20 protein-coding genes are annotated in these 23,652 nt (G+C 69.5%); 11 read left to right on the top strand and 9 right to left on the bottom strand.

What is annotated here, in order from left to right; genetic code table 11:
- The first annotated feature begins 28 nt into the window (after positions 1–28).
- From purE to AC3EF3_RS00090, 4 genes are read left to right on the top strand one after another with little or no spacing between them, the layout of a single operon-like run.
- On the top strand, positions 29–526 hold the full coding sequence (gene purE / locus AC3EF3_RS00075; protein ID WP_488530126.1) for a 5-(carboxyamino)imidazole ribonucleotide mutase: 498 nt from the start codon (positions 29–31) through the stop codon (positions 524–526).
- Positions 523–1,683, top strand: coding sequence for a 5-(carboxyamino)imidazole ribonucleotide synthase (locus AC3EF3_RS00080; RefSeq protein ID WP_488530127.1), 1,161 nt, complete (start codon positions 523–525; stop codon positions 1,681–1,683). Before purE ends, AC3EF3_RS00080 begins: the two co-directional genes overlap by 4 nt.
- Before the next feature lie 11 nt (positions 1,684–1,694).
- Positions 1,695–2,684 (top strand): L-threonylcarbamoyladenylate synthase, encoded by a 990-nt coding sequence (locus AC3EF3_RS00085; RefSeq protein ID WP_488530128.1) that lies wholly within the window; start codon positions 1,695–1,697, stop codon positions 2,682–2,684.
- 50 nt (positions 2,685–2,734) lie between these two features.
- Positions 2,735–3,709, top strand: a complete 975-nt coding sequence (locus tag AC3EF3_RS00090; RefSeq protein WP_488530129.1) for an SGNH/GDSL hydrolase family protein — start codon at positions 2,735–2,737, stop codon at positions 3,707–3,709.
- Between the two features lie 6 nt (positions 3,710–3,715).
- Here AC3EF3_RS00090 and AC3EF3_RS00095 read toward each other — a convergent pair whose 3' ends face one another.
- Positions 3,716–3,979 (bottom strand): SemiSWEET transporter, encoded by a 264-nt coding sequence (locus AC3EF3_RS00095; RefSeq protein WP_488530130.1) that lies wholly within the window; start codon positions 3,977–3,979, stop codon positions 3,716–3,718.
- Positions 3,976–5,361, bottom strand: a complete 1,386-nt coding sequence (gene dacB, locus AC3EF3_RS00100) for a D-alanyl-D-alanine carboxypeptidase/D-alanyl-D-alanine endopeptidase (protein ID WP_488530131.1) — start codon at positions 5,359–5,361, stop codon at positions 3,976–3,978. The genes AC3EF3_RS00095 and dacB overlap by 4 nt, the downstream gene beginning before the upstream one ends.
- Before the next feature lie 48 nt (positions 5,362–5,409).
- Between dacB and tsaB the strand changes: the two genes are divergently transcribed.
- Genes tsaB through AC3EF3_RS00115 form a run of 3 tightly spaced genes read left to right on the top strand, consistent with a single transcriptional unit; the run spans position 5,410 to position 7,264 of the window.
- Complete coding sequence (gene tsaB / locus AC3EF3_RS00105) at positions 5,410–6,072, top strand: tRNA (adenosine(37)-N6)-threonylcarbamoyltransferase complex dimerization subunit type 1 TsaB (RefSeq protein ID WP_488533704.1); 663 nt, start codon at positions 5,410–5,412, stop codon at positions 6,070–6,072.
- Positions 6,069–6,536 carry a ribosomal protein S18-alanine N-acetyltransferase gene (gene rimI / locus AC3EF3_RS00110; protein ID WP_488530132.1) on the top strand — a complete coding sequence of 156 codons (468 nt, stop codon included), beginning with the start codon at positions 6,069–6,071 and terminating at the stop codon, positions 6,534–6,536. The genes tsaB and rimI overlap by 4 nt, the downstream gene beginning before the upstream one ends.
- Positions 6,533–7,264 (top strand): uracil-DNA glycosylase, encoded by a 732-nt coding sequence (locus AC3EF3_RS00115; protein ID WP_488530133.1) that lies wholly within the window; start codon positions 6,533–6,535, stop codon positions 7,262–7,264. The genes rimI and AC3EF3_RS00115 overlap by 4 nt, the downstream gene beginning before the upstream one ends.
- Here the strand turns inward: AC3EF3_RS00115 and AC3EF3_RS00120 are convergent.
- A complete protein-coding gene (locus AC3EF3_RS00120; protein ID WP_488530134.1) occupies positions 7,261–8,214 on the bottom strand; it encodes a GlcNAc-transferase family protein in 954 nt (317 codons plus the stop codon). The two genes, AC3EF3_RS00115 and AC3EF3_RS00120, sit on opposite strands and share 4 nt — an antisense overlap.
- A gap of 317 nt (positions 8,215–8,531) precedes the next feature.
- On the opposite strand from AC3EF3_RS00120, the gene AC3EF3_RS00125 reads away from it, so the two are divergent.
- Positions 8,532–14,990 carry a YDG domain-containing protein gene (locus AC3EF3_RS00125; RefSeq protein ID WP_488530135.1) on the top strand — a complete coding sequence of 2,153 codons (6,459 nt, stop codon included), beginning with the start codon at positions 8,532–8,534 and terminating at the stop codon, positions 14,988–14,990.
- A gap of 10 nt (positions 14,991–15,000) precedes the next feature.
- On the opposite strand, the gene AC3EF3_RS00130 is transcribed toward AC3EF3_RS00125, so the two are convergent.
- From AC3EF3_RS00130 to purU, 3 genes are all read right to left on the bottom strand, one after another.
- Positions 15,001–16,494 carry an FAD-linked oxidase C-terminal domain-containing protein gene (locus AC3EF3_RS00130; protein WP_488530136.1) on the bottom strand — a complete coding sequence of 498 codons (1,494 nt, stop codon included), beginning with the start codon at positions 16,492–16,494 and terminating at the stop codon, positions 15,001–15,003.
- Positions 16,495–16,563: 69 nt separating this feature from the next.
- Entirely contained in the window at positions 16,564–17,433 is an 870-nt protein-coding gene (locus AC3EF3_RS00135) for a LysR substrate-binding domain-containing protein (RefSeq protein WP_488530137.1), read from the bottom strand.
- 2 nt (positions 17,434–17,435) lie between these two features.
- Positions 17,436–18,287, bottom strand: coding sequence for a formyltetrahydrofolate deformylase (gene purU / locus AC3EF3_RS00140; RefSeq protein ID WP_488530138.1), 852 nt, complete (start codon positions 18,285–18,287; stop codon positions 17,436–17,438).
- 30 nt (positions 18,288–18,317) lie between these two features.
- Between purU and AC3EF3_RS00145 the strand changes: the two genes are divergently transcribed.
- Genes AC3EF3_RS00145 through AC3EF3_RS00155 form a run of 3 tightly spaced genes read left to right on the top strand, consistent with a single transcriptional unit; the run spans position 18,318 to position 21,444 of the window.
- Positions 18,318–19,016, top strand: coding sequence for a DUF4197 domain-containing protein (locus AC3EF3_RS00145; RefSeq protein ID WP_488530139.1), 699 nt, complete (start codon positions 18,318–18,320; stop codon positions 19,014–19,016).
- Positions 19,017–19,054: 38 nt separating this feature from the next.
- Positions 19,055–20,389, top strand: a complete 1,335-nt coding sequence (gene aptA / locus AC3EF3_RS00150; protein ID WP_488530140.1) for an omega-aminotransferase AptA — start codon at positions 19,055–19,057, stop codon at positions 20,387–20,389.
- A complete protein-coding gene (locus AC3EF3_RS00155; protein WP_488530141.1) occupies positions 20,386–21,444 on the top strand; it encodes an AbrB family transcriptional regulator in 1,059 nt (352 codons plus the stop codon). Before aptA ends, AC3EF3_RS00155 begins: the two co-directional genes overlap by 4 nt.
- A 17-nt stretch (positions 21,445–21,461) precedes the next feature.
- Here the strand turns inward: AC3EF3_RS00155 and AC3EF3_RS00160 are convergent, their stop codons facing one another.
- From AC3EF3_RS00160 to AC3EF3_RS00170, 3 genes are all read right to left on the bottom strand, one after another.
- Positions 21,462–21,734, bottom strand: a complete 273-nt coding sequence (locus AC3EF3_RS00160) for a BTH_I0359 family protein (RefSeq protein ID WP_488530142.1) — start codon at positions 21,732–21,734, stop codon at positions 21,462–21,464.
- Between the two features lie 100 nt (positions 21,735–21,834).
- Complete coding sequence (locus AC3EF3_RS00165) at positions 21,835–22,842, bottom strand: DUF3108 domain-containing protein (protein WP_488530143.1); 1,008 nt, start codon at positions 22,840–22,842, stop codon at positions 21,835–21,837.
- Positions 22,835–23,626, bottom strand: a complete 792-nt coding sequence (locus AC3EF3_RS00170; protein ID WP_488530144.1) for an IclR family transcriptional regulator — start codon at positions 23,624–23,626, stop codon at positions 22,835–22,837. Before AC3EF3_RS00170 ends, AC3EF3_RS00165 begins: the two co-directional genes overlap by 8 nt.
- Positions 23,627–23,652: the final 26 nt, after the last annotated feature.

The raw sequence follows: 23,652 nt of genomic DNA on the forward strand, positions 1-23,652 counted from the left end.
CTTTAAAATTCAACCTTTGGGAGCATCAATGGGCAGCTCGGTACAGGTCGGCGTGGTGATGGGTTCCAGCAGCGACTGGGACACCATGCAGCATGCAGTGGCGATTCTCCAGGAATTCGGCATCGCCCACGAAGCCAGGGTCGTTTCGGCGCACCGCATGCCCGACGACATGTTCGCGTACGCGCAGGGCGCGGCCGCGCGCGGGCTGAAGGCCATCATTGCCGGCGCCGGTGGCGCCGCGCACCTGCCGGGCATGCTCGCCGCCAAGACCGTGGTGCCCGTGCTGGGCGTGCCGGTGGCCAGCCGCCACCTGCAGGGCGTCGATTCGCTCCACAGCATCGTGCAGATGCCCAGGGGCATTCCCGTGGCCACCTTCGCCATCGGCGCCGCCGGCGCCGCCAACGCGGCGCTGTTCGCGGTGGCGCTGCTGGCGAGCGAGGACCAGGCGCTGCGCCAGAAGCTCGAAGACTTCCGCCTGCGCCAGACCGACGAGGCGCGCCGGATGAGCCTGCCGCCGGCCGCATGAGCTCACCGGAAATCCTGCCGGGCGCCACGCTGGGTGTCATGGGCGGCGGCCAGCTGGGCCGCATGTTCGTGCACGCGGCCCAGCGCATGGGGTATGCGACAGCCGTGCTCGATCCCGAGGAAGCCAGCCCGGCGGGACTGGTGAGCCAGCACCACATCCGCAGCGAATACCTGGATGAACAGGGCCTGGCCGAACTGGCCCGCGTCAGCGCCGCGATCACGACCGAGTTCGAGAACGTCCCGGCCGCGGCGATGGCCAAGCTCGCGCAGTCGCGCCCGGTGTCGCCGGGGGCTTACGCCCTGTCGATCGCGCAGGACCGCGCGCGCGAGAAGGCGCACTTCACGCGCTGCCGCGTGCCCTGCGCGCCGCATGCCGTGATCGAAACGGCGCGTCATCTTGCGGCCGTGCCCGACGGCCTGCTGCCGGGCGTGCTCAAGACTTCGCGCCTGGGTTACGACGGCAAGGGCCAGGTGCGCGTGGGTACGCGCGAAGAGCTGGCGGCCGCGTGGGAAGACCTGAAGCGGGTGCCCTGCGTGCTCGAGAAGCTGCTGCCGCTCGCCTTCGAATGCTCCGTGATCGTCGCGCGCGGCGGCGGCGCGATGGTGCACCTGCCCGTGCAGCGCAACCTGCACCGCGGCGGCATCCTCGCCGTCACCGAAGTGCACGAAGGCGCGGTGCCCCCCGAGCAGGCGAGGCAGGCGATCGAGGCCGCGCGAACCGTGGCCGACGGCCTGCAATACACCGGCGTGCTGTGCGTCGAATTCTTCGTGCTCGAAGACGGCAGCCTCGTGGTCAACGAGATCGCACCGCGCCCGCACAACAGCGGCCACTGGAGCATGGACGCCAGCGACGTCTCGCAGTTCGAGCTGCAGGTGCGCACGCTGGCCGGCCTGCCGCTCACGCCGCCGCGCCAGCACAGCCCGGCCATCATGCTGAACCTGCTGGGCGACCTGTGGTTTTCCGAGGGTGACGAGGAGCGCGAGCCGGCCTGGCACGACGTGCTCGCCCTGCCCGGCGCGCACCTGCACCTGTACGGCAAGCAAGGCGCGCGGCGCGGGCGCAAGATGGGCCACCTGAACGTGACCGGCGCGAGCGTCGAGGACGTGCGCGGCGTCGCGCTGCAGGCCGCGGCCATCCTCGGCATCGAACCGTTCTAGGGGGGATTGCCGTGATCCTCGATGGCGCAGTCCCGGCCTCGATCGCGCAAGCCGTGCAGGCTTTGGCGCGCGGGGACCTGGTCGCGTTCCCCACCGAGACCGTCTATGGGCTGGGGGCCGATGCCGGCAGCGATGCGGCCGTCGCGAAGATCTTCGCCACCAAGGGCCGGCCCGCCGACCACCCGTTGATCGTGCACGTCCCCGACGCGGCGGCGGCCGATGCGTTCGCCGCCTCCGTCCCGGCCTTCGCGCGCAAGCTGATGCAGGCCTTCTGGCCCGGCCCGCTCACGCTGATCCTGCCGCGCCGCGAAGGCGTGGCGACGGCCGCGGCAGGCGGCCAGGGATCGATCGGCATCCGTTGCCCGTCCCATCCCGTCGCGCACGCGTTGCTGGTCGCCTGCGCGCAGGCCGGTGTGCACGGGCTCGCAGGGCCCAGCGCGAACCGCTTCGGCCGCGTGAGCCCGACCACCGCGCAGCACGTGCACGGCGAGTTCGGCGACGCGCTGCTGGTGCTTGACGGCGGCCCGTGCCGGGTCGGCATCGAATCGACCATCGTCGACTGCACGCGCGGCGTGCCGGTGCTGCTGCGCCCCGGCATGATCACGACCGCGCACATCGAGCAGGCCTGCGGCGAGCGCCTGCGCCTGCCCGGTGAGCTGGAGGGCGCTGCGCCGCGCGCTTCGGGCACGCTGGAGTCGCACTACGCGCCGCAGGCCAAGGTGCGGCTGATGGACGCGAAGGCGCTGCAGACCGCGCTCGACGTGCTGGGGAACGAAGCGCAGGGCATTGCGATCTATTCCCGGGTGATCCTGAAAACGCCTTCCTCGCGCGTGCTGCGCCGGCGCATGCCCGACGACGCGGCCGAAACCGCGCGGCAGCTCTTTGCCGTGCTGCGCGATTTCGACGCGCAAGGGGTGCGCCTGATCTGGGTCGAGACCCCGCCCGATACGCCGGACTGGGCGGGCGTGCGCGACCGGCTGCAGCGGGCCGCCGCCGGCTGACCGCGCCGGCCCCCTCGTTACACTACCCGCCAGTCAGATTGGAGAATTCAATGGCATTTCAGTGGATGCGCCGCGCGCTGCTGGCGCTCGCGCCCGCGGCCCTGCTCGCCCTCACCGCTTGCGGCTCGGGCTCGATCGAATCGCAGTTCACGCCGACACGCGTGGTTGCCTTCGGCGACTCGCTGTCGGACATGGGCAACACGTCCAACGCCGTGAATGCGGCGGCGCGCTACACCGTCAACGACGGCACGTACCCGATGTGGGTGCAGCAGCTCGCCGGCGACTACGGCCTGCGGGTGGCGAAGTCCGTCGACGGCGGGACCAATTACGCCACCGGCAATGCGCGCGTCGTGCTCAAGCCCGACGCGGCCGGCAACAGTGCCACGCCCACGATCAAGGAGCAGATCGATGCCTTCCTGGCGACGCGCTCGTTCACGGACGGCGACCTGGTCGTGATCCAGGGGGGCATTGCGGACATCATCGTGCAGATGGCGGCGTACCGCGCGGGCACGATCACCGCCGACCAGATGAATGCCAACTTGCGGCAGGCCGGGCAGGACCTCGCCGCGCAGGCCCAGCGGCTGGTCGCCGCCGGCGCGAAGCACGTCGTCGTGCTGAGCACCTACGACCTGGGCACGACGCCCTGGGCGACCTCGATCGGCCAGAAGGCCGTGCTGTCGACGGCGAGCACCGCCTTCAACAACGCCGCGGAAGTGGCGCTGGTCAACCAGCTGAAGGACATGCTGTACGTCGACGTGACGGGAGGCCTGTTCAACCTGATGTCGAATGCCCCGACGGGCTACGGCTTCACCGACAGCACCACGGTGGTCTGCACGTCCGTCGATGCCGGGCCGGGCATCGGGATCGGCACGGGCCAGGTGAACTCGGCGCTGTGCACGACCGCCACCATCGTGCCGGGCATTTCCTATACCAGCTACATGTGGGCCGATCCGGTCTATCCGACGCCCTCGGTCCACGTGCCGCTCGGCAACCACGTCTACACCCGGGTCCACAACCGCTGGTGACGGCGCCTAGCGCGACCAGCGCAGCTTCATCGCGAGGATGGCGATGGCCAGTGCGAGCGTGATCGCATTGGCCACCACGATCGGCCACGCGTCCAGCAACAGGCCGTAGAGCAGCCACAAGGCCACGCCGGTGGCGAACGCCACGTACATGCCCAGCGAGATGCCGCGCACGTCGCGCGTGCGCCAGGTGTGCCACACCTGCGGCACGAAGCTCGCCGTGGTGAGCACGGCGGCGGCGGATCCCACGAATTCGGCCAGCACCGACATCATTCGCCCTGCGCCGTCCAGGTGACGAGCGCGTCGATCGCGTCCTGCACCGCGGCGGCATTGGGATGGTTGGCGATCGCCACCAGCACCCAGCGCTTGCCGCCGGCGCCCTCGACGTAGCCGGCCACGCCGTGCACGTCGCGCAGGCTGCCGGTCTTCAGGTGCGCGTTGACGCGCGCGGCGGAGCCGCGCAACGTCCCGTCGATGCCGGCCAGCGGCAGCGAGGACACGAATTCCGGCATGAACGGAGACGCCCAGGCGGCCTGCAACAGGCGCGCGAGCTGCGCCGCGCTGACGCGCTCGTCGCGTGCCAGGCCCGAGCCATTCTGGATCGCGGGCGGCTCGCCGCCGATGCGCTCGCGCCACCAGGCGCGCACGGACTCGCGCGCGGTCTCGAACGTCGCCGGGCTGGAACGCTGCAGCGCGATCGTGAGGAACACCTGCTGCGCCATCACGTTGTTGCTGTACTTGTTGACGTCGCGGATCACTTCGGCCAGCGGCGGCGAGCCGAGCTCGAACGCGGGCAGCAGGCCGGCAGGCACGAGCCCGTCGCGCACCTGGCCCTTCAGCCCGCCGCCCAGGTGCTGCCACATGCCGCCGATGGCGCGCACCGCGTAACTCGCCGGATCGGCATACGCCAGCGGCCACTGACGCTCGCCGCACCCCGCGCCGTACCCGCCGGCGAAGCGCACGCGCGCGGGCTGCGCGAAATCGGCCTGCAAGGCGCTGCGCCAGTCGCCGCAACCGTTGCGGGCGATCGGCACGTCGGGGGGGAACTGCACGCCCGCCAGCGGCGGCTCCACCTGCAGCATCGCGCGCGAGCCCGCGGGCGTGAAGGTCATGAGCACCGACTTGAAGTTCACCAGCAACGCATCGGGCGAGGCGTTGTAGGGCCGCAGCGGCTCGCCGTCGAACGCCCCCGGATCCTGCGGCGGCACGTCGAAGGCACTGTGGTCGAGGATGATGTCGCCGGCAATGGTGTGGATGCCCAGCCCCTGCACCCGGCGCAGCAGCAGCCACAGGCGCTCGGCGACCAGCTTCGGGTCGCCCTGGCCCTTGATGTAGAGGTTGCCCTGCAGCACACCGTCCGCGATCGGGCCGTCGATGAACACCGGCGTGCGCCAGGTGTAGGCGGGGCCGAGCAGATCGAGTGCGGCGAAGGTGGTCGTTAGCTTGGCAACCGACGCGGGATTGACGCCGACATCCGCCCGATGGCTCAGCCGTGGCGGGGCCTTGCCTTCGGCATCGACGACCACCGCCACGAACGCCTCGCGCGGCAGTCTGGCGCGGGCCAGCGCGGCATCGACGGCGGGCGGCAGCGCCTGGGCGTGACATGCGAACGCGAACACGTACGCGGCCGGGGCCATCCATCGTTGCAGCGGCATGCGCGGATTATGTCGTTCGATAATGGCGGGTTGTTCCCGCCCCCGTCCTTGAACCTCCTCGCCTTCGACACCAGCACCGAGATCCTGCGCGCCGCCGTGCAGCGCGCGGGCGCGCCCGTGCTCGAGGAGGAAGCGGCCGGCGGCGCGCACTCGTCGGCGGCGCTCATTCCCTTGCTGCAGCAACTGCTCGCGCGCGCGGGCCTGGACCTGCGGGCGCTCGACGCCATCGTGTTCGGGCGCGGGCCGGGCTCGTTCACGGGCCTGCGCACGGCCTGCTCGGTCGCCCAGGGCCTGGGTTTCGGCGCACGCGTGCCGGTGCTCGGGGTCGAGACGCTGCTGGCCGTCGCCGAGGACGCCCGGGCGCGCTGCGGCGCCGATCGCGTCGTCGCCGTGCTCGATGCGCGCATGGGCGAGGTGTACGCGGCGCGCTATGTGCACGACGCCGGTGTCTGGCGACGCGAGGGCGACATGGTGCTGGCACGTCCCGAGGCGGTCGAGGTCCCCTCCGGCTGGACACTGGCCGGGAACATCCTCACGCCGCGTGTCGATGCCGTGCCGTCCGCCCCGGCGCTGCTGCGCCTTGCGCCGCGGCTCATCGCTTGCGGCGAGGCGCAGGACGCGGATCACGCCCTGCCGGTCTACATTCGCGATAAAGTGGCGCAGACCACCGAGGAGCGCGCGCAGGCGCGCCAGCTGCAGTCCCCGCCATGAGTGCCGTCCTGAAGTCCGCCGAAGCGCAGTTCGAGCCGATGACCGACGACTGGCTCGACGAGGTCGTCGCCATCGAGTCGCTGGCGTACGAGCACCCGTGGACGCGCGGCAACTTCGCCGATTCGCTGCGTTCGGGTTATCAGGCGCAGGTGCTCGTGGCCGACGACACGCTGCTCGGCTACTTCGTGGCGATGATGGGCGTGGACGAAGTGCATCTGCTCAACATCACGGTCGCACCCGAACACCAGTCGCAGGGCTGGGGCCGCGTGATGCTGGATGCGCTCGCCCTCTGGGCCCGCGGGCAGGGCGCGCAATGGCTGTGGCTGGAAGTGCGTGTGAGCAACCGGCGGGCGCAGCGCATTTACGAGCAGCACGGTTACCGGCGCGTCGGCGAGCGCAAGGGGTACTACCCGGCGGCGAGCGGCCGGCGCGAGGACGCGATCGTCATGAGCCTGAAGCTATGACGCTCCAGTTGGACGAACGTCGCGTCGCGATGCTGGAGCAGTTCGGCATCCGCCTGCCGCCGCCGCGGCTGGCAGTGCAGGACGCGCCGCCGGAGCCGCGGCCGGCGGGTGCGGCGCGCGAATCCGCACCGGCGCGTGTGCCGGTCGAACTCGCCCCACGCGCGAGCGGCATCGAGCTGATGGAATGGGATGCGCTCGAAGCGGCTGTGGCGGCTTGCGGTGCGTGCAAGCTGTGCGCGACGCGGCGCAACACCGTGTTCGGCGTCGGCGACCGCCAGGCCGACTGGCTGATCGTCGGCGAGGCGCCGGGCGAGAACGAGGACATCCAGGGCGAGCCCTTCGTCGGCCAGGCGGGCAAACTGCTGGACAACATGTTGCGCGCGCTGGGCCTGTCGCGTCGCGAGAAGGTTTTCATCGCCAACGTGCTCAAGTGCCGTCCGCCCGGCAACCGCAATCCCGAGCCGGAGGAAGTCGCGCAGTGCGAGCCCTTCCTGCGCCGCCAGGTGGAACTGCTGCGGCCGAAGATCATCGTGGCCATGGGGCGCTTTGCCGTGCAATCGCTGCTCGGCACGACCGAGGCGATCGGCAAGTTGCGCGGCCAGCGTCATTCGTACGCGGGTGTGCCGGTGGTCGTCACCTACCACCCGGCCTACCTGCTGCGCAGCCTGCCGGACAAGGCGAAGGCCTGGGCCGACCTGTGCCTGGCGCGCGAGATCGCCGGGAACTAGCCGAGGCGCTCGAGGGGCCGGTACGCGCGTGACGCGATCGTGCGGCGCTTGAAGTCGATCCCGCTGAAAGCGGCGTAATCCTCGAGCGATCGCACCCGCCCCAGGCCGTACACGCCCATCGGGGCGTCGTCGAGCAAGGCGTCGAGCCGCCCGCGCGAGCGCTGTTCGAAGTCCCACCAGGTGCGTGCGCGCTCCCGGTCGTGCTGCTCGTCCCAGTGCATCGGCCGCGCGGGAGCACCCGATTCCGGGCTGTTGTACAGGTGGTAAAGCGGCAGGCCCGGCACGTGGAAGATGTCCCAGCCGTGCGTGTACAGGCGCACCGCGTACGCCTGCTCCTCGCCATGGAAGTAGAACCAGGGGTCGTAGGGGAAGTCCTGCGCCAGGTCACCCGGCGCGAACAGGCAGCCGGCCGCGAGGTGGAAGCCGGGCAACGGTTCGTCGCGCCCGACCGGATGCGCCTCGAAGGACAACACCGGATGGTCGGCTTCGAACCCGGTGCCGGTCTTCACCACATGCGCCAGCACCTTGTCGGTCGCGGGCTTGTGCACCGGCTTGTCGCCTTCGAATACGAACGGGTTGGGGTAGGCGCTGATCACCAGGCCGCGCCGGCCGGGCATCAGGGCCTGCGCCTGGCCGATCAGGCGCTGGTCCCAGTGCCGGTCGAAGTCCATGTGCGAATCGATCTGCAGGAACCACTCTTCGCCGTCGTAGAGCGACATCGCGATGGCCCGGGCCCAGCAGGGGCCGCGGGCATAGACCGGCTCGATGCGAACGCAGGACAGCCGTGCCGGACCGAAGGCGCGGGGGTCGGGCACCGGAAGCGCGGCCGGGCTCTGGTCGATCACCCCGAAATGCAGTTCCTCGGGCCAACGCGCCGTGGCCGCAGCCCGGGCCAGCGTGAAGCCCAGGACCGGGTCGCAATAGGAAGCGATGCTGACGAAGATGCTCATGGGCGCCGGCTGATCCTACTCGCCGCGGGCCCATCCGCTTCACCCTGGACCCGTGCACGACGTGGCGGCGCACATGGTTTCTTCTCACCGAAACCTTTGTTGCACATGCTGTAACGCTGTGCTACCGTCGATCTCATCCGAGGACCAGAGGGCCGGCCAGAGGCCGGATGCGGCGGAGCCCGCAGGCTCGCGCCGCTGGAGAACAACAGTTGAACAAGCCAGCCAAACCTGTCGGCGTGGGTCCGGTTCCCGCATCGCGCGGCGCGGGGCCATTGTCAACGCGCGGTTCGCGTCACTGCGCCGCTCCCAGTCCGGCCGTGGCGGGCTTCCGGCCGGCCGGCATGGCGCTGGCGGTAGCCGCGGCTTTCCTGGGCATGGGCCATGCCTTGGGCCAGCCCACCGGCGCGCAGGTGATCGCCGGCCAGGCCCAGCTCAAGCAGCAGGGCAATTCGCTGGTGGTGACCACCCAGAACGCGGCGGGCACCAACCGTTCGGTGATCAACTGGCAAAGCTTCTCGGTGCCGGCGGGCAGCACCACGCGCTTCGACCAGCCGACGGCGCAAAGCCTGTCGATCAACCGGGTGGTGGGCAATGACCCGTCCGCGATCTACGGCACCTTGAGCTCCAACGGCCGGCTGGTGCTGGTCAACCCGGCGGGTATCGCGGTAGGTGCGGGCGCGGTGGTGGACACGGCGGGCTTCACCGCCTCGACGCTGAAGATGAGCGATGCGGATGCGCTCGCGGGACGACTGACTTTCGGCGACGGCCTCGCCGGCGCCGGGGCCCTCAAGGTGGACGGCAGCATCGTCGCGCGCAGCGGCGATGTGGTGCTGATCGCGCCCAACGTGCAGGTGGGCAGCCAGGCCGTCATGCAGGCGCCCAATGGCGCGGCGATCCTGGCCGCCGGCCAGAAGGTCGAACTCACGGGCCGCGGCCTCGAAGGCATCGTGATGCAGGTGCAGGCGCCGGAGAACAGCGCGGTGAACCTGGGCACCTTGCAGGGCAACGCGGTGGGCATCTTCGCCGGCACGCTGAAGCACAGCGGCCTGGTGCAGGCCAACGCGGTCACCGCCGAGGGCGGCAAGGTCGTGCTCAAGGCGCAGGACACCGCGGACATCTCCGGCACCGTGCAGGCGGCGAAGGGCGATCTCGGCGGCCTTGTCCAGGCCACTGCGAACAAGGTGATGCTGCGCAGCGGCGCCACGGTCGACGTGAGCGGAGCTGCTGGCGGCGGCGTGGCCGAGATCGGCGGCGGATGGCAGGGCCACGACGCGAGCCTCGCGAACGCCAAGCAGACCGTGATCGAGCCAGGCGCTCTGATCCGCGCGGACGCCATCGAGAGTGGCCACGGCGGCACGGTTTCCGTCTGGTCCGACGAGCACACTCAGTTCAGCGGCGCGATCAGCGCGCGCGGCGGTGCGAACGGGGGCGACGGCGGCAATGTCGAGACTTCGGGGCACGTGCTCGATTTCAGCGGCGCGGTCGATACGCGGGCGCCTAAGGGCGCCATCGGCAGCCTGCTGCTCGACCCGACGAACATCTACATCGCCAATTCGCAGAGCAACGCGACCTCCGCCGGCATGGGCGGCACCGACATCAGCGCGGACACCAGCGGGCCGACGACGTTCCAGGCCAGCGGTACGGTGATCGACTCGTTCCTGTCCACGGGATCGCTGACCACCGCGCTGGCCAGCACGAGCGTGACGGTGACCACCACCAGCAGCGGCGCCGGCACGGGTTTCATCAAGGTCGTCGACCCGATTGCCTGGAGCAGCGGCAACCAGCTCTCCCTGTTGGCGGACTCCAGCATCATCGTCAACGGGTCGATCTCGAACACGTATCCGGGCGGCGCGACGCTGGGCCTGCGCGCGTTCGGCGGCAACATCACCCAGGGGGCGCCGATCAGCGTGGCCTCGCTGTTCGCCTACGCCGACGCCGGCTCCGTCACGCTCACCAACGCGGCGAACAGCGTCGGCACGCTGGCCGGATATGGTCCGGCGGGGTTCAGCTTCACCAACAACGGCAACCTGTCGATCGGGTACGTATCGACCGCGGCCGGCGCGAGCTACGGCGTCCACGCGAATGCCGGCAACATCACGATCAAGACCACGGGCGACCTGTCGGTCGATGACACGGTTTATGGCGTGAAGGGGGGCACCGGCTCGGTCGACCTCTCGGCAGGCGGCTACCTCAACGTCAGCAGCAGCTCGCTGATCACCACGCAGGGCGGTGCGATCGCGTTGAGCGCGGGTGACGCGGCAGCGGGTTCGCAGAGCGAGGGCTCTCTCAACGTCTACGGCAACCTCGACACGACGGGTGGCGGCACGGCGCCTGGCGGAGCGAACATCACGCTGAAGTCGGGCCTGTCGGACGTCGGCGGCAACAGCGTCTATGTCAGCGGCGTGGTGATCAATGCCGGGAGTGCCGGCGCGGTCCAGGCCACTGGCCAGCGCATCGACATCGGCAACAGCGCGATCACCGGCAACTCCTTCAGCGCCAGCTCCAGTGGGGACGTGGCCATCTCGCTGTCCACGATCGGCACCTCGGGCGGCGGGATCTCGATCAACAGCGCCGGGCTGGGCTCGAGCGTGCAGCTGTCGGGCACGTCGCTGGATGCCGCGGGCGGCGGCCAGGTCCACATCGACTCGGACCAGGGGCCGGTCGCGATCTCGAATTCGACCATCCTGTCCAGCGGCGACGTCTACATCAACGCCGGCCAGGGCACGCCGGTGACGGGCGCCGACGGCGTGACGATCACCGACAGCCGCATCGATGCGGGCGCGCCAAGTTCGATCTGGATCACGGGCCTGGTCGATTCCTACAGCTTCGGCGTGGTCCTGCAGGGCAATGTCACGCTCAGCGCCGGCGGAGGTTCGTCCGTTTATGGCGAGAACTACAGCTCGTCGCTGTCGGGCTGGGGCGGCGGCCTGTACCTGGCCGGCAGTGCCGCGCCGGCCTACCTGACGGGCAGCGGTCCGCTGACGATACAGGGCTACACGGCCAACGATGGCTACGGCCTGTATGTGTCGAATGCGACCGTCGACCGCAGCGGCGGGGACGTGACGCTGCTGGGCGCGGCCAGCCAGGGCACCTCCGGCGTCTGGCTCGGCTACTCGACGCTCACGACGGGCGGCGGCGCGCTGAAGGTCGCCAGCAATTCCCAGGGCGTGCAGATCAACGCAAGCTCGCTCGGCACGTTCGGCGGCAACATCTCGATCGCCGGCGGCGGCCCGTCGCTCCTGAACGGCCACGGCGTGAGTATCGTCGGCTCGGAGGTGCACGCCGGCACCGGCGACGTGACGATCGCCGGCGAGAGCGTCAACGAGTACGGCTTCTACTCCAGCTTGGGCCCTGCGGGCGCGATCAGCGGCCGCAACATCACGGTCACCGGCAAGAATTCGTCGTTGTGGAGCGGCTGGGGAGGCATCTTCATCGACACCGAGCAGATCGCCGGCACGGGGATGGTCCAGCTCAATGCCGTGAACGGCGGGCTGAGTGCCAACGCATCGGTGATCAGCGGCGACAGTGGCCTGGCCCTGTCGGCGCCGGTGGGAGGCGTGTACCTCACGAGTTCCACCTTGAGCTCGGCCGGCGGATCGGCGCAGGTTGACGGGACGAGTATTTCGGTCGATTCCAGCGCCATTTCCACGGGGCCAGGCGCCGTGTCGCTCACCGCGACCGACGGCGGCGTCCACATCAGCACATCGTCGATTGGGACGGCCGGCGGCGACATCGCGCTGCGCGGCGGTCTCGCGATCGAGAGCAACGGGGTGTACGTCTACGGCTCGACCCTGGACGCCGGTGCCGGTGCACTGACGCTCAACGGACAGGCGAGGTACGCCGCTGGCGTGGTCATCGACACCTCGTCGGTCCGCGCCGGCAGCATATCCGTCGACGGCGCGGCTACCGACTCCACCGGAAGTGGCGTCGAGGTCAACGTCAGCACCATCGATGCGGGGAACGGCACGATCCTGCTCAAGGGAACGACGGTGTCTGCGTCGAACTGGGGCGTGGATTTCGTCTATGGCGGAAGCTCCCTGGCGGCCGGCGCGGGCACTACCGTCGTCGGCACCAACACGGGCACCAGCCTGTACGCCGGCGCGGGCGGCGTGCGGCTCTCGGGGGATGGTCCCCTGGACGTCCGCGGCCCGCTTTCGGTCACCGGCACGGCGACGGATGCCGCGGGCACGGGCGTGGTCGCGAACTGGATGACGCTGACCAGCGATTCCAGCGTGAGCATCACGGGCACGGGCGGCTATTACGGGGTCGACCTCGAAGGAATCGGCACCACGATCGGCGCGCCGGGCGGTCTCGCGATCGTCGGCACCACCGCCGCGGGAAGCGGCGCACCGGGCGTGTACCTTTCGCAAGTTGCGCTCGACGCCAATAACTTCCTGACTTTGGGATCCATCAACGGCGACCTGTTGATCGGGAGCTCGCAAATCCAGAACACGGGCCCCGGCGGCATGTCGCTGTATGCGCTCAGCGGCCCCGGCCCCGCGAGCCGCATCACCATCGATGCTTCCTCCTCGGTGCAGCAATCCGGTGGCGCGGACCTCACACTGTCTGCCGACGCCATGACGCTGGCCGGCAGCATCGGTTCCGGGGCGGGACGCACGGTGATCGCACCGACCTCGAGCAGCCGCGGCATCTGGATCGGCGGCACCGATGACGGTTCGCACCTCACGCTCGACACGACGGCGCTGCAGGGCATCACGGCCAGCGCGCTGGTGATCGGCAGCACGGCCAATGACGGCGGCCTCAGTGTGCTGGCTCCGCTCACGCTCACGAATGCGCCGACCTTGAGCCTGATCCAGTACGGCGACGCGAACGGCACCATCGACCAGGCACCCGGCGCGATCCTGAGCGTGCCCAGCCTGCAGGTGTCCGGAGGCGGTGTCACGCTGACGGAAGCCAACTCCGTCCAGGTGCTGAGCGGCAGCGCGAACGCGGGAGGCTTCCGGTTCAACAACGCCGCGAACGGGCTGCAGATCGGAACCGTGGACGGCATGTCCGGCATCCAAGCCATGGGCGGCACCATCCAGGTGACGACGCCGGGCCTGCTGCAGCTGACGCAGCCCGTCGCTTCGGACGCAGCCGCGGGCAGCAACGCGATCACACTGGTGGCTGACAGCCTGGCAACGTCCGGCGGCGGCGCCTTGCAGGCGCCGAATGACCGCTGGGCGGTGTTCCTGCAGGCGCCTGGCGCCGGTCTCGCGGGCTCACCGGTGTCGGGTAACAGCGCCGTCTGGAACCGTCCGTTCACCGGCAACCTGGCCACTGACTTGCCCGAAACCGGCAACCGCTACGTATTCGCGTACCAGCCGCAAGTGACGATCACGGCAAGCCCGGCAAGCAAGGTTTACGACGGCAGCAACCTGTTCACCGGTGCGGCGACCGTGGCCGGCATTCCCGATGCCAGCGCGTCGGGCGGGGTGTTCAACCAGGACGCCGTCACCGTCACGCTTTCGACGGCCTCCAAGAACGTGGGCACCTATTCCTTCGCGGTGGATTCGGTGGTGCAGCCCGCAGGGTACGGCAGCTACGCGGTGAGCTTGGGCTCGGCGACCGGCACGATCACTCCGCTGGCCATCACGGGCACGATCAGCGCGGCGAACAAGGTGTACGACGGCACGACGCTGGCCAGCACCAGCGGTTCGCTGTCCGGCACGGTCCTGGGCGACATCGTCAGCCTGGCCAGCAGTGGCAGCTTCACCGACAAGAACGTGGGCACGGGCAAGACCGTGGCGGTCACGGGCGCCCTCGGCGGCGCGGACGCGGGCAACTACACGCTCACCAGCAACACCACCGCGACGGCCGACATCACGCCCGCGACGCTCACCGTCGCCGGCCTCACGGCCAGCGACAGGGTCTACGACAGCACGACGGCGGCCACTTTCTCGGGCGCGCCCACCGCTTCGGGCGTGTTCGCCGGCGATACGGTCGGCATCTCGGGTGGCGCCATCGGCTCCTTCGCCGACAAGAACGTGGGCACCAACAAGCCCGTGACGCTGAATCCGGCGTCGCTGACGCTCACGGGCGCCGACGCGGGCAACTACCTGATTTCCGCGGCGGTAAGCTACGCCGCCAGCATCACGCCCGCGACATTGACGCTGGGCGGGCTCACGGCCAACGACAAGGTGTACGACGCGACCACCGCCGCGACGCTGAGTGGCACGGCGACGCTGGCGGGCCTGTTCGCGGGTGACAGCGTGAGCTTCACCGGCACGCCCATGGGTTCGTTCTCCGACAAGAACGTGGGCACCCACAAGGCCGTCACGGTGGGCACGACCGGCGCCCTGGGCGGCACCGACGCCGGGAACTACCAGCTCGTCGCGCCGGCGGGCCTGTTCGCCAGCATCACACCGGCGCCGCTCACCGTGACCGCCGTCGACCAGAACAAGCCGCAAGGCACCACGTTCACCTTCACGGGCTCGGAGATCGCGGCGACCGGCCTGAAGGGCGGCGAGCAGCTTACCTCGGCCGCGCTCTCCAGCACGGGCGCCGCGGCGGACGTGCAGTTCGGCAATTACCCGATCATCGTCGGTGGACCGGTGGCCGGCGCGAGCGGCTTCGCTGCCTCGAATTACCTCGTGACGTACCAGCCCGGCACGCTCGTCGTGTCGCCGTTCAACACGCCGGCGACCCAGCAGGTGAACAACACGATGATCACCTTCCTGCAGCTGTTCGTGCAGGAGGCGCTGCCGCCGCCCAAGGACAAGCCCAAGGGCGATCCGGACATCGTCGTGACCGGCACCTTGTGCAAGCCGTCCTGACGGCAGGACGCTAGAACCGCGGCAAATCGGGGTGCGCGAGGCGGCCGCCGCGCACGAGCATCTTGCCGTACTCGGCGCAGCGGTGCAGTGTCGGGATCACCTTGCCCGGATTGAGCAGCGCCTTCGGGTCGAACGCACGCTTGAGCGCGACCATCTGCTCGCGCTCCTCGGGACTGAACTGCACGCACATCGAGTTCACCTTCTCGATGCCCACGCCGTGCTCGCCGGTGATGGTGCCGCCCATCGCGACGCTGGTCTCCAGGATGTCGGCGCCGAAGCGTTCGGCCCGGTGCAGCTGGTCGGCGTCGTTGGCGTCGAACAGGATCAGCGGGTGCAGGTTGCCGTCGCCCGCGTGGAACACGTTGGCGCAACGCAGGCCGTACTTCTTCTCCATCTCCTGGATCGCCAGCAGGATGTCCGCGAGGCGCTTGCGCGGGATGGTCGAATCCATGCACATGTAGTCGGGGCTGATGCGGCCCGAGGCGGGGAAGGCGTTCTTGCGCCCGCTCCAGAACTTCAGGCGCTCGGCTTCGTCCCGGCTGACGGCGATCGCCGTCGCGCCGGCGGCGCGCAGCACCTCGCACATGCGGCCGATTTCTTCCTCGACTTCCTCGGGCGTGCCGTCGCTCTCGCACAGCAGGATGGCTTCGCACTCCAGGTCGTAACCGGCATGCACGAAATCCTCGACGGCTGCCGTCATCGGCCTGTCCATCATCTCCAGGCCGGCGGGGATGATGCCCGCGGCGATCACGGCCGCCACGGCGTCGCCGGCTCGGCGCACGTCGCCGAAGCTGGCCATGATGCAGCGCGCGAGCTGCGGCCTGGGCACGAGCTTCACCGTGACTTCGACTGCGACGGCCAGCATGCCCTCGCTGCCGATCACGACCGACAGCAGGTCGTAACCCGGCGCGTCGAGCGCCTCGCTGCCGAACTCCACCGGCTCGCCGGCCGCGGTGAACCCGCGAACGCGCTGCACGTTGTGCAGGGTCATCCCGTATTTCAGGCAATGCACACCGCCCGAGTTCTCGGCGACGTTGCCGCCGATCGTGCAGGCGATCTGGCTCGATGGGTCCGGCGCGTAGTACAGGCCGTGGGGCCCGGCCGCTTCGCTGATCGCGAGATTGCGCACGCCGCATTGCACGCGCGCCGTGCGCGAGAGCGGATCGACCGAGAGAATGCGGTTGAACTTCGCGAGCGACAGCGTCACGCCCTCGGCGTGCGGCATCGCGCCGCCCGACAGCCCGGTGCCGGCGCCGCGTGCGACGACCGGCACATCGAGTTCATGGCAGGCGCGCAGCACGGCCTGCACCTGCGCTTCGGTTTCCGGCAGTGCGACCACGAGCGGCCGCTGGCGATAGGCCGTCAGGCCGTCGCACTCGTAAGGCGTGGTGGATTCGTCGTGCCACAGCAGCGCATCGGCCGCCAGCAGCGGCTGCAGGGCGCGCACGACTTGCGCCTGGCGCTCGGCGCGCCGCAGGGCGTCCGGGTTCGCGGGTGCGTTCATGCGGTGAATCTTTGCATAAACGCCTCGCGTCGCCCCTGAATAAATTTGCAGGCCGGCGTGAAGCGCGCCTCAGGCCAGGCTTTTCTGCAGCCACTCGGCGAACGCCTGGCATTCCCAGCGGTCCATCGTGCCGGTGCGCCAGCACAGGTAATGGGCGTGCGGGCTGGGCACGTTGCGCGGCGACAGGCGCTCCAGGGTGCCGTTCTCCAGCCACGGGGCGCCGAGCTTGAGGCGCACCAGCGCGATGCCCAGACCCTGCGCGGCGGCATCGCACATCAGCCCGACGTCGTTGAAGGACGAGCCTTCGGCCGGTTCGGGCGCATCCACGCCATGCGCGAGGAACCAGGTGCGCCAGGGCTCGAGCGGGCTCTTGAGGAGCTTGGCGCCGAGCAGGTCCTCGATCGTGTCGAAGGGGCCGTTCTCGCGAAGGTAGCTCGGCGCGGCGAGCGGCGTGACCTCGTCGGTCATCAGGCACACGTGCTCCACGTCGGCATAACGGCCGGTGCCGTAGCGGATCATCAGGTCGGCGTCCTCGGCGACCACGTCCAGCAGCGGGATCGAGACCTGCAGCGTGAGGTCGATCTCCGGGTAGGCCTCGATGAAGGCGCGCAGGCGCGGCATCAGCATGGAGCGCGCGAAGGTCGGCGTGACGGCGACGCGCAACTTGCGCTTGCCCTGCGCGCCGTCCCGGCCGGGAAAGCGCTCCAGGATCGCCAGGCCTTCGCGCACATGCGCCAGGTACTCGCTGCCTTCGGTGGTGAGCGAGAAATCGGCGCGGCCGAACAATTTCGTGCCGAGGACCTGTTCGAGTTGCCGCACGCGATGGCTCACGGCGCTGGGCGTGACGCACAACTCGTCGGCCGCTTGCGTCACCGAGCGCAACCGCGCCAAGGCCTCGAAGGTGACGAGGCACTGGATCGGCGGGATGCGCGCGGTCATGACTAGCGGAATATCACCGTCTTGTGGCCGTTGAGCAAGACGCGGTGTTCGCTGTGCCATTTCACGGCCCGCGCGAGCACCTGGCTCTCGGTGTCGCGGCCTTGCGCCGTGAGGTCATCGACGGTGAAGCTGTGGTCCACCCGCGCGACATCCTGCTCGATGATCGGCCCTTCGTCGAGGTCGGCCGTGACGTAATGCGCCGTCGCGCCGATGAGCTTCACGCCGCGGTCGTGCGCCTGGTAATAGGGCTTCGCGCCCTTGAAGCTCGGCAGAAAACTGTGGTGGATGTTGATCGCGCGGCCGGCGAGCTTCTCGCACAGGTCGTTGGACAGCACCTGCATGTAGCGCGCGAGCACGACCAGCTCCGCGCCTTCGGCTTCGACGATCTCGTGCTGCCTCGCCTCGGCCTGCGCCTTGGTCGCGGCCGTCACCGGGATGTGGTGGAAGGGCACGTTGTAGCTCGCGGCCAGCTGGTAGAAGTCGCGGTGGTTCGAAACCACGGCGCGCACGTCGACGCGTGGCAGCAGGCCGCTTTTCCAGCGGAACAGCAGGTCGTTCAGGCAATGCCCTTCGCGGCTGACGAAGATCACGGCCGGCATCGGATGGTGCGTCGCGTGCAGCTCCCACTTCATCTTGAACGGCTCGGCGAAAAAGCGCAGCTGCGCCTTCAGGTCGTCGAACGTGAGCTGGTCGCAGGCGAACTGCACCCGCATGAAGAACAGGCCCGTGTCGTGGTCGTTGTACTGCGCCGCTTCCTCGATGTTGCCGCCGCGTTCCAGCAGGAAGCCGGACACGGCATGCACGATGCCGGGCCGATCGGGGCAGGAGAGCGTCAGGACGTAAGCGTGGTTCATACTATGGGGCCAATTGTCGCAGGAGGATTCATGGACCGTCGCCAGTTCAGCGCCGCCCTCGTGGGCGCCGCCGCGCTCTCGCCGTTCACGCCCGCCGGTGCGCAAGGACTGCTCGCGGGCATCACCAACGCGGAAGCGAGCAAGGGCCTGAAGGCCGCCCTCGAAACCGGCGCCAGCAGCGCGGTGCGCCTGCTTGGCGCGCCCGACGGTTTCCTGGCCAATCCCAAGGTGCACATCGAGTTGCCCGGCTACCTGCGCGACGCCGCCAGGCTGCTCAAGGCCATCGGCCAGAACAGGCAGGTCGAGGAGCTCGAGGTCGCGATGAACCGTGCCGCCGAGAACGCCGTGCCCCTGGCCAGGAAGCTGCTCATCGACGCCGTGCACGCGATGACCGTGAGCGACGCCAAGAACATCCTCACCGGCGGCGAGACCTCCGTCACGCAGTTCTTCGCGGAAAAGACGCGCGAGCCGCTGGGCGGGCAGTTCCTGCCGGTGGTCAAGCAGGCCACGGCCAAGGTCGGCCTGGCGCAGAAGTACGACCGCATCGCGGCCCAGGGCGCCTCGATGGGCCTGGTGAAGCAGGAGGACGCCAGCATCGACCATTACGTCACGCGCAAGGCGCTGGACGGCCTGTACCTGATGATCGGCGAGGAAGAAAAGAAGATTCGCCAGGACCCGGTGGGCACCGGCAGCGCATTGCTGGGCAAGGTGTTCGGCGCGCTGCGCTGACCCGCGCCAGAATGGAAGTTCGCCCCAGGAGAGACACGATGGCCTACAACGATTTCAACATGGACAACCACTGGTTGCCCTTCACCCCGAACCGCCACTTCCGCAAGGACCCGCGCGTGTTCGTCGCTGCCGACGGCATGGAATTCACGACGCACGATGGCCGCAAGGTCATCGACGGCATCTCCAGCCTGTGGTGTGTCGGCGCCGGCCACAAGCGCGCGCCCATCAACGAAGCGATCAAGAAGCAGGTCGACACGCTGGATTACGCGACGGCCTTCCAGGTCTCCAACGACCAGGCCTTCGAAGCCGCGCGCATGATCGCCGCGATGGCGCCCGGCGACCTGAACAAGGTGCTGTTCTGCAACTCGGGCTCGGAGGCGGCGGACACCTCGCTGAAGGTCGCGCTGGCCTGCCACCGCGCCCGCGGCGAGGGCCATCGCAACATCTTCATCGGCCGCGAGAAGGGCTATCACGGCGTCGGTTTCGGCGGCATGAGCGTGGGCGGCATTCCCGCGAACCGCAAGGTGTTCGGCGCGGCGATGCTGCCGCGCGTGGATCACCTGCGTTTCATCCACGACCCGGTCAACCACGCCTACATCCACAACCAGGAACCAGTGTGGCAGGAGGACATCCTGCTGGAGCTGGAGAACCGCATCCTGCCCCTGCACGACCCGAGCAACGTCGCGGCGATCATCGTCGAGCCGGTGGCCGGCAGCGCCGGCTGGTACCTGCCGCCCCAGGGCTACCTCAAGCGCCTGCGCGAGATCTGCGACAGGCATGGCATCCTGCTGATCTTCGACGAGGTGATCACCGGCTTCGGGCGCATGGGCACCAACTTCGCGGCGGACTACTACGGCGTCGTGCCCGACATGCTGAATTTCGCCAAGTGCGTGACCAACGGCGTGATCCCGCTGGGCGGCGTGATCTGCAGCGACAAGCTGTACGACGCGATGATGAAGACCGACGCGCCCGAGCACGTGGTCGAGTTCTTCCACGGCTACACCTACTCGGGCCACCCGGTCGCGTGCGCCGCGGCGATCGCGACGCTGAAACTCTACGAACAGGAGAACCTGTTCGCGCGCGCCGGCGAGATGGGCAAGGTGCTGGGCGACGCGTTCCACGCGACGTTCAAGGGCCTGCCCAACGTGGTCGGCATCCGCAGCCTGGGCCTGGCCGCGGCGGTGGAACTCGCGCCGATCGCGGGCAGCCCCGGCAAGCGCGCGTACAACGTGTTCCTCGATTGCTTCAAGCACGGCGCGCTGGTGCGGCCCGCGGGTGACGTGCTGGTGATCGCGCCGCCCTACATCGTGGAGCGCTCGCACATCGACACGCTGGTGAACACGCTGGCCGACGCGATCAAGCGCAACGCGTGAGCGCGAGCGGTCTTCCCGCTCGCGTCGTCCTCACGTTGCTGCTGGCCCTGGCCGGCGCATTGACCTGCGTGGAGCTGCGCACGCCGATTCCGTGGACCATCGGCCCGCTCTTGGCGACGGCGGTGGCCTCGGTGCTCGGTTACCCGACGCGCAGCTTCGTGCCGCTGCGCAACGCCGGGCAGTGGCTGATCGGGACCGCGCTGGGCCTGTACTTCACCCCGCAGGTCACGGCCCTGGTGGTGAGCCTGTGGTGGGCCATCGCGCTGGCGATCGCCTGGGCGCTGGCGCTTGGCTGGCTGTTCGGCCGCTGGCTCGACGAGCGCCACGCGGGCGAGATCGGGGGCGCGCGCGAGACGCAGCGCGCCACGACCTATTTCGCCGGCGCGATCGGCGGCGCGTCGGAAATGACGCTGCTGGCGGAACGACTCGGCGGGCGGACCGAGCTGGTGGCCGCGGCGCACAGCCTGCGCCTGTTGCTGGTCACGTTGACGGTCCCGTTCGCACTCACCTTCAGCGGCATGCACGGGCTCGATCCGACGGTGCCGGGGGCCCGCATCGTGCACTGGCCGGGGCTGGCCGTCCTGCTCGCGGCATCGGGCGCCGGCGCTTACCTGATGACGCGCACGGGCCGGGCGAATCCCTGGTTCATGGGGGCGCTGCTGGCCGCGATGGGGCTGTCGATGGCCGGCATCGAGCTGTCGGCCATCCCGCAGTGGATGACCAACACGGCCCAGGTCTTCATCGGCGTGAGCCTGGGGGTGCGCTTTTCCGCCGAGTTCGTGCGCACGGCCCCGCGCTGGCTCGCCTCGGTGGCCGCCGGCACGGTGTTCATGATCGTCCTGTGTGCGGCGGCGGCGCTGGCGGTCGCCTGGGCCACCGGCCTGCCCTGGGCCACGCTGATCCTGGGGACTTCGCCCGGCGGCATCGCGGAGATGGCGATCACCGCCAAGGTGCTGCAGCTGGGCGTGCCGGTGGTGACCGCCTTCCAGGTCTGTCGGCTGGTGGCCGTGCTGGTGCTGGTCGAACCGCTGTTCCGGCGAGGGTGGTTGCGCTAGCTCGTCAGTGAATCAAATCAATGAAGCACAAGGGGGTTCTGCGCCAGTTCGGCGTAGCCCTCGAGTTTTTCCTCGACTTCTTCCTGCGTGGGCGTGTTCAGCTGCCAGGCGTTGATCTGCCGCTGGAATGCGTCGGCCCAGGAGCCGTCCAGGTAGACCTCCTTGTTCGTGCGCTTGTCGACGATTTCGAAGCCGTGCCTCGCCACGTGCGGTGGGGCCTCGCCCTCGGCGGGTTCGTTCGCCTGCATGTGCACGACGACGAACGAGTCGGAGTCATAAAGCATCTGCATGGTGTATTCCTTGCCGCTGTAGATAGCAACGTTTGAGCGGCATTCAAGGTGGACCGCACGAACGAGAGGCCTTCGCAGCAAGAGTAGGCTCTGGCGCGGCTCAGCCCCTGTCGGTCCAGGACCACTGCTGGTCGACCCAATCGCCGTTGGGCTGTGTAAGACGCAGGCGCACAGGGGCGTAAGCGGCCCCGGGAGCCAGCCACAGTTCGACCTTGACGTCGTACTCCTTGCGGGGGTTGCGCGTGAGCCGCACGGCGGCCGTGCGGCCGCCCGGCAGGTCCAGCGATTCGCTGCCTTCCACGGTGAAGGTCCATGGTTCGGCTTCCTTCGTCGACGCCGTTTGCACGGTGATCTGGCTGCCTTCCGGGAACCTGGAAGGATTGCCCGCCAGCATGGCCCCCAGCTGCATCACGATGCTCAGGCGGTCCTGGGCACCCGCCTCCAGCGGCGCTTCGGGCTTGTTGGTCGAAAAAATGACCTTGCCCTGGTCACGGTCGAAATGCGCCGCTTCCTCGCTGCGCACCTTGTCGGAAAAGCGCAAGGGCGCGAGGCCGGCGGGCGTCACGAGCCCGGACGAACGCTGGACGCGCGGCCTGAGGAAGGGCAGGGGCGAGCTCATCTGCAGCTGCGCCTGGTACTCGCCGTTCTCATTGCGCCAATCGAGTTCGGCCTGGCCTTTCAGCATGATCCCCTTCAATTGCGCCACGACGTCGTAGTGGTAGCGCGCCGACGGCGCGACGGCGAAGTGGCTGGCAGCGGCCGCGCCGACTGCATGCGTGGTCTCGTGAGCCGGTGCGGACGCCGCTGGTGGCGGGCTGGCGGCATGCGAGGCCGGGGAAGACGCCGCGGGTGCGCGAGGCGCTGCGGCCTGCTTCCTGGCAGCGGGCGGCGGCGCGACCCGCGGGGCCGCGCTGGTCGTGGCGGGCGGCGCAGCTGCCGGCGCCGCGGGCGGCTCCTGCGCCGGCGTCACCGTGCGCGCCACCAGGGGCGTGGCGCGCTTGAACGGCGCGATCACACGCGGCATCCCGCCGAGCAGCCAGACATGGATCGCCAGCACGACGATCGCGAGCACCGCAAGTCGCAGTCGCAGGCGCGCGCGTTCAGTCACCGCGCCACCCCAGGTCGCTCGACAGCTGTTTCGCGGCGGCGCGCAAGGGCCGGTCCACCGCGCCGCCCCAGGAGGGATCGAAGGTGCCGGTGGGCCCCAGCGCGACGATGCCGAGTGCGATGTGGCCATCGGCATCGAACACCGGCGCGCAGAAGCCGACGATGCCGGGCAGCAGCGTGTCCACCACGCGTGCGACGCCGCGCTGGCGCACGTCGTCCAGCAGGGCGCGCGCTTCCGCCAACGAGGTCGGGATGTCCTTGCGTCCCTGGCGCTGCGCGCGCGCGATCTCCTCTTTCAGCATCGGCGCGATCGCTTCCTTGCGCACGAAGGCGGCGAAACAGCGGCCCGTCGCCGACGACAGCAGCGGCATCACGTCGCCCAGGCGCAGGTTCACCGTGACGGCCTGCGCCGACTCTTCCCAGTGCACGATCGTCGGTCCGTGGTTGCCCCACACGGCGAGCGCGATCGTGTGGCCGACCTGATCGAGCAAGGCGCTCGCACGCTGGCGCGCGAGCTTCACCGCGTCCAGGCGCGAGAGCGACGCCAGCCCCAGTTTCAGCGCGGCGGGCCCGAGGTCGTAGCGCGTGCTGGCGTCGTCCTGCACCACCAGCTGCAGCCGCTGGAAGCTCACGAGATAGCGGTGCGCCTTGGCGGCGCTCATGCCCGCGGCGGCCGCGAGGTCGCGCAGCATCAGCGGCCCCGGCGCCTTCGAGAGCACGTCGAGCAGCTGGAAGCCGACTTCGACGGACTGGATGCCCGCGCGCTCCTTCATCGGGCCGGCCATCCGCTAGAATTACGTTTAGGTAAATC

This window comes from Ramlibacter sp. GS1-15 (assembly GCF_057785015.1).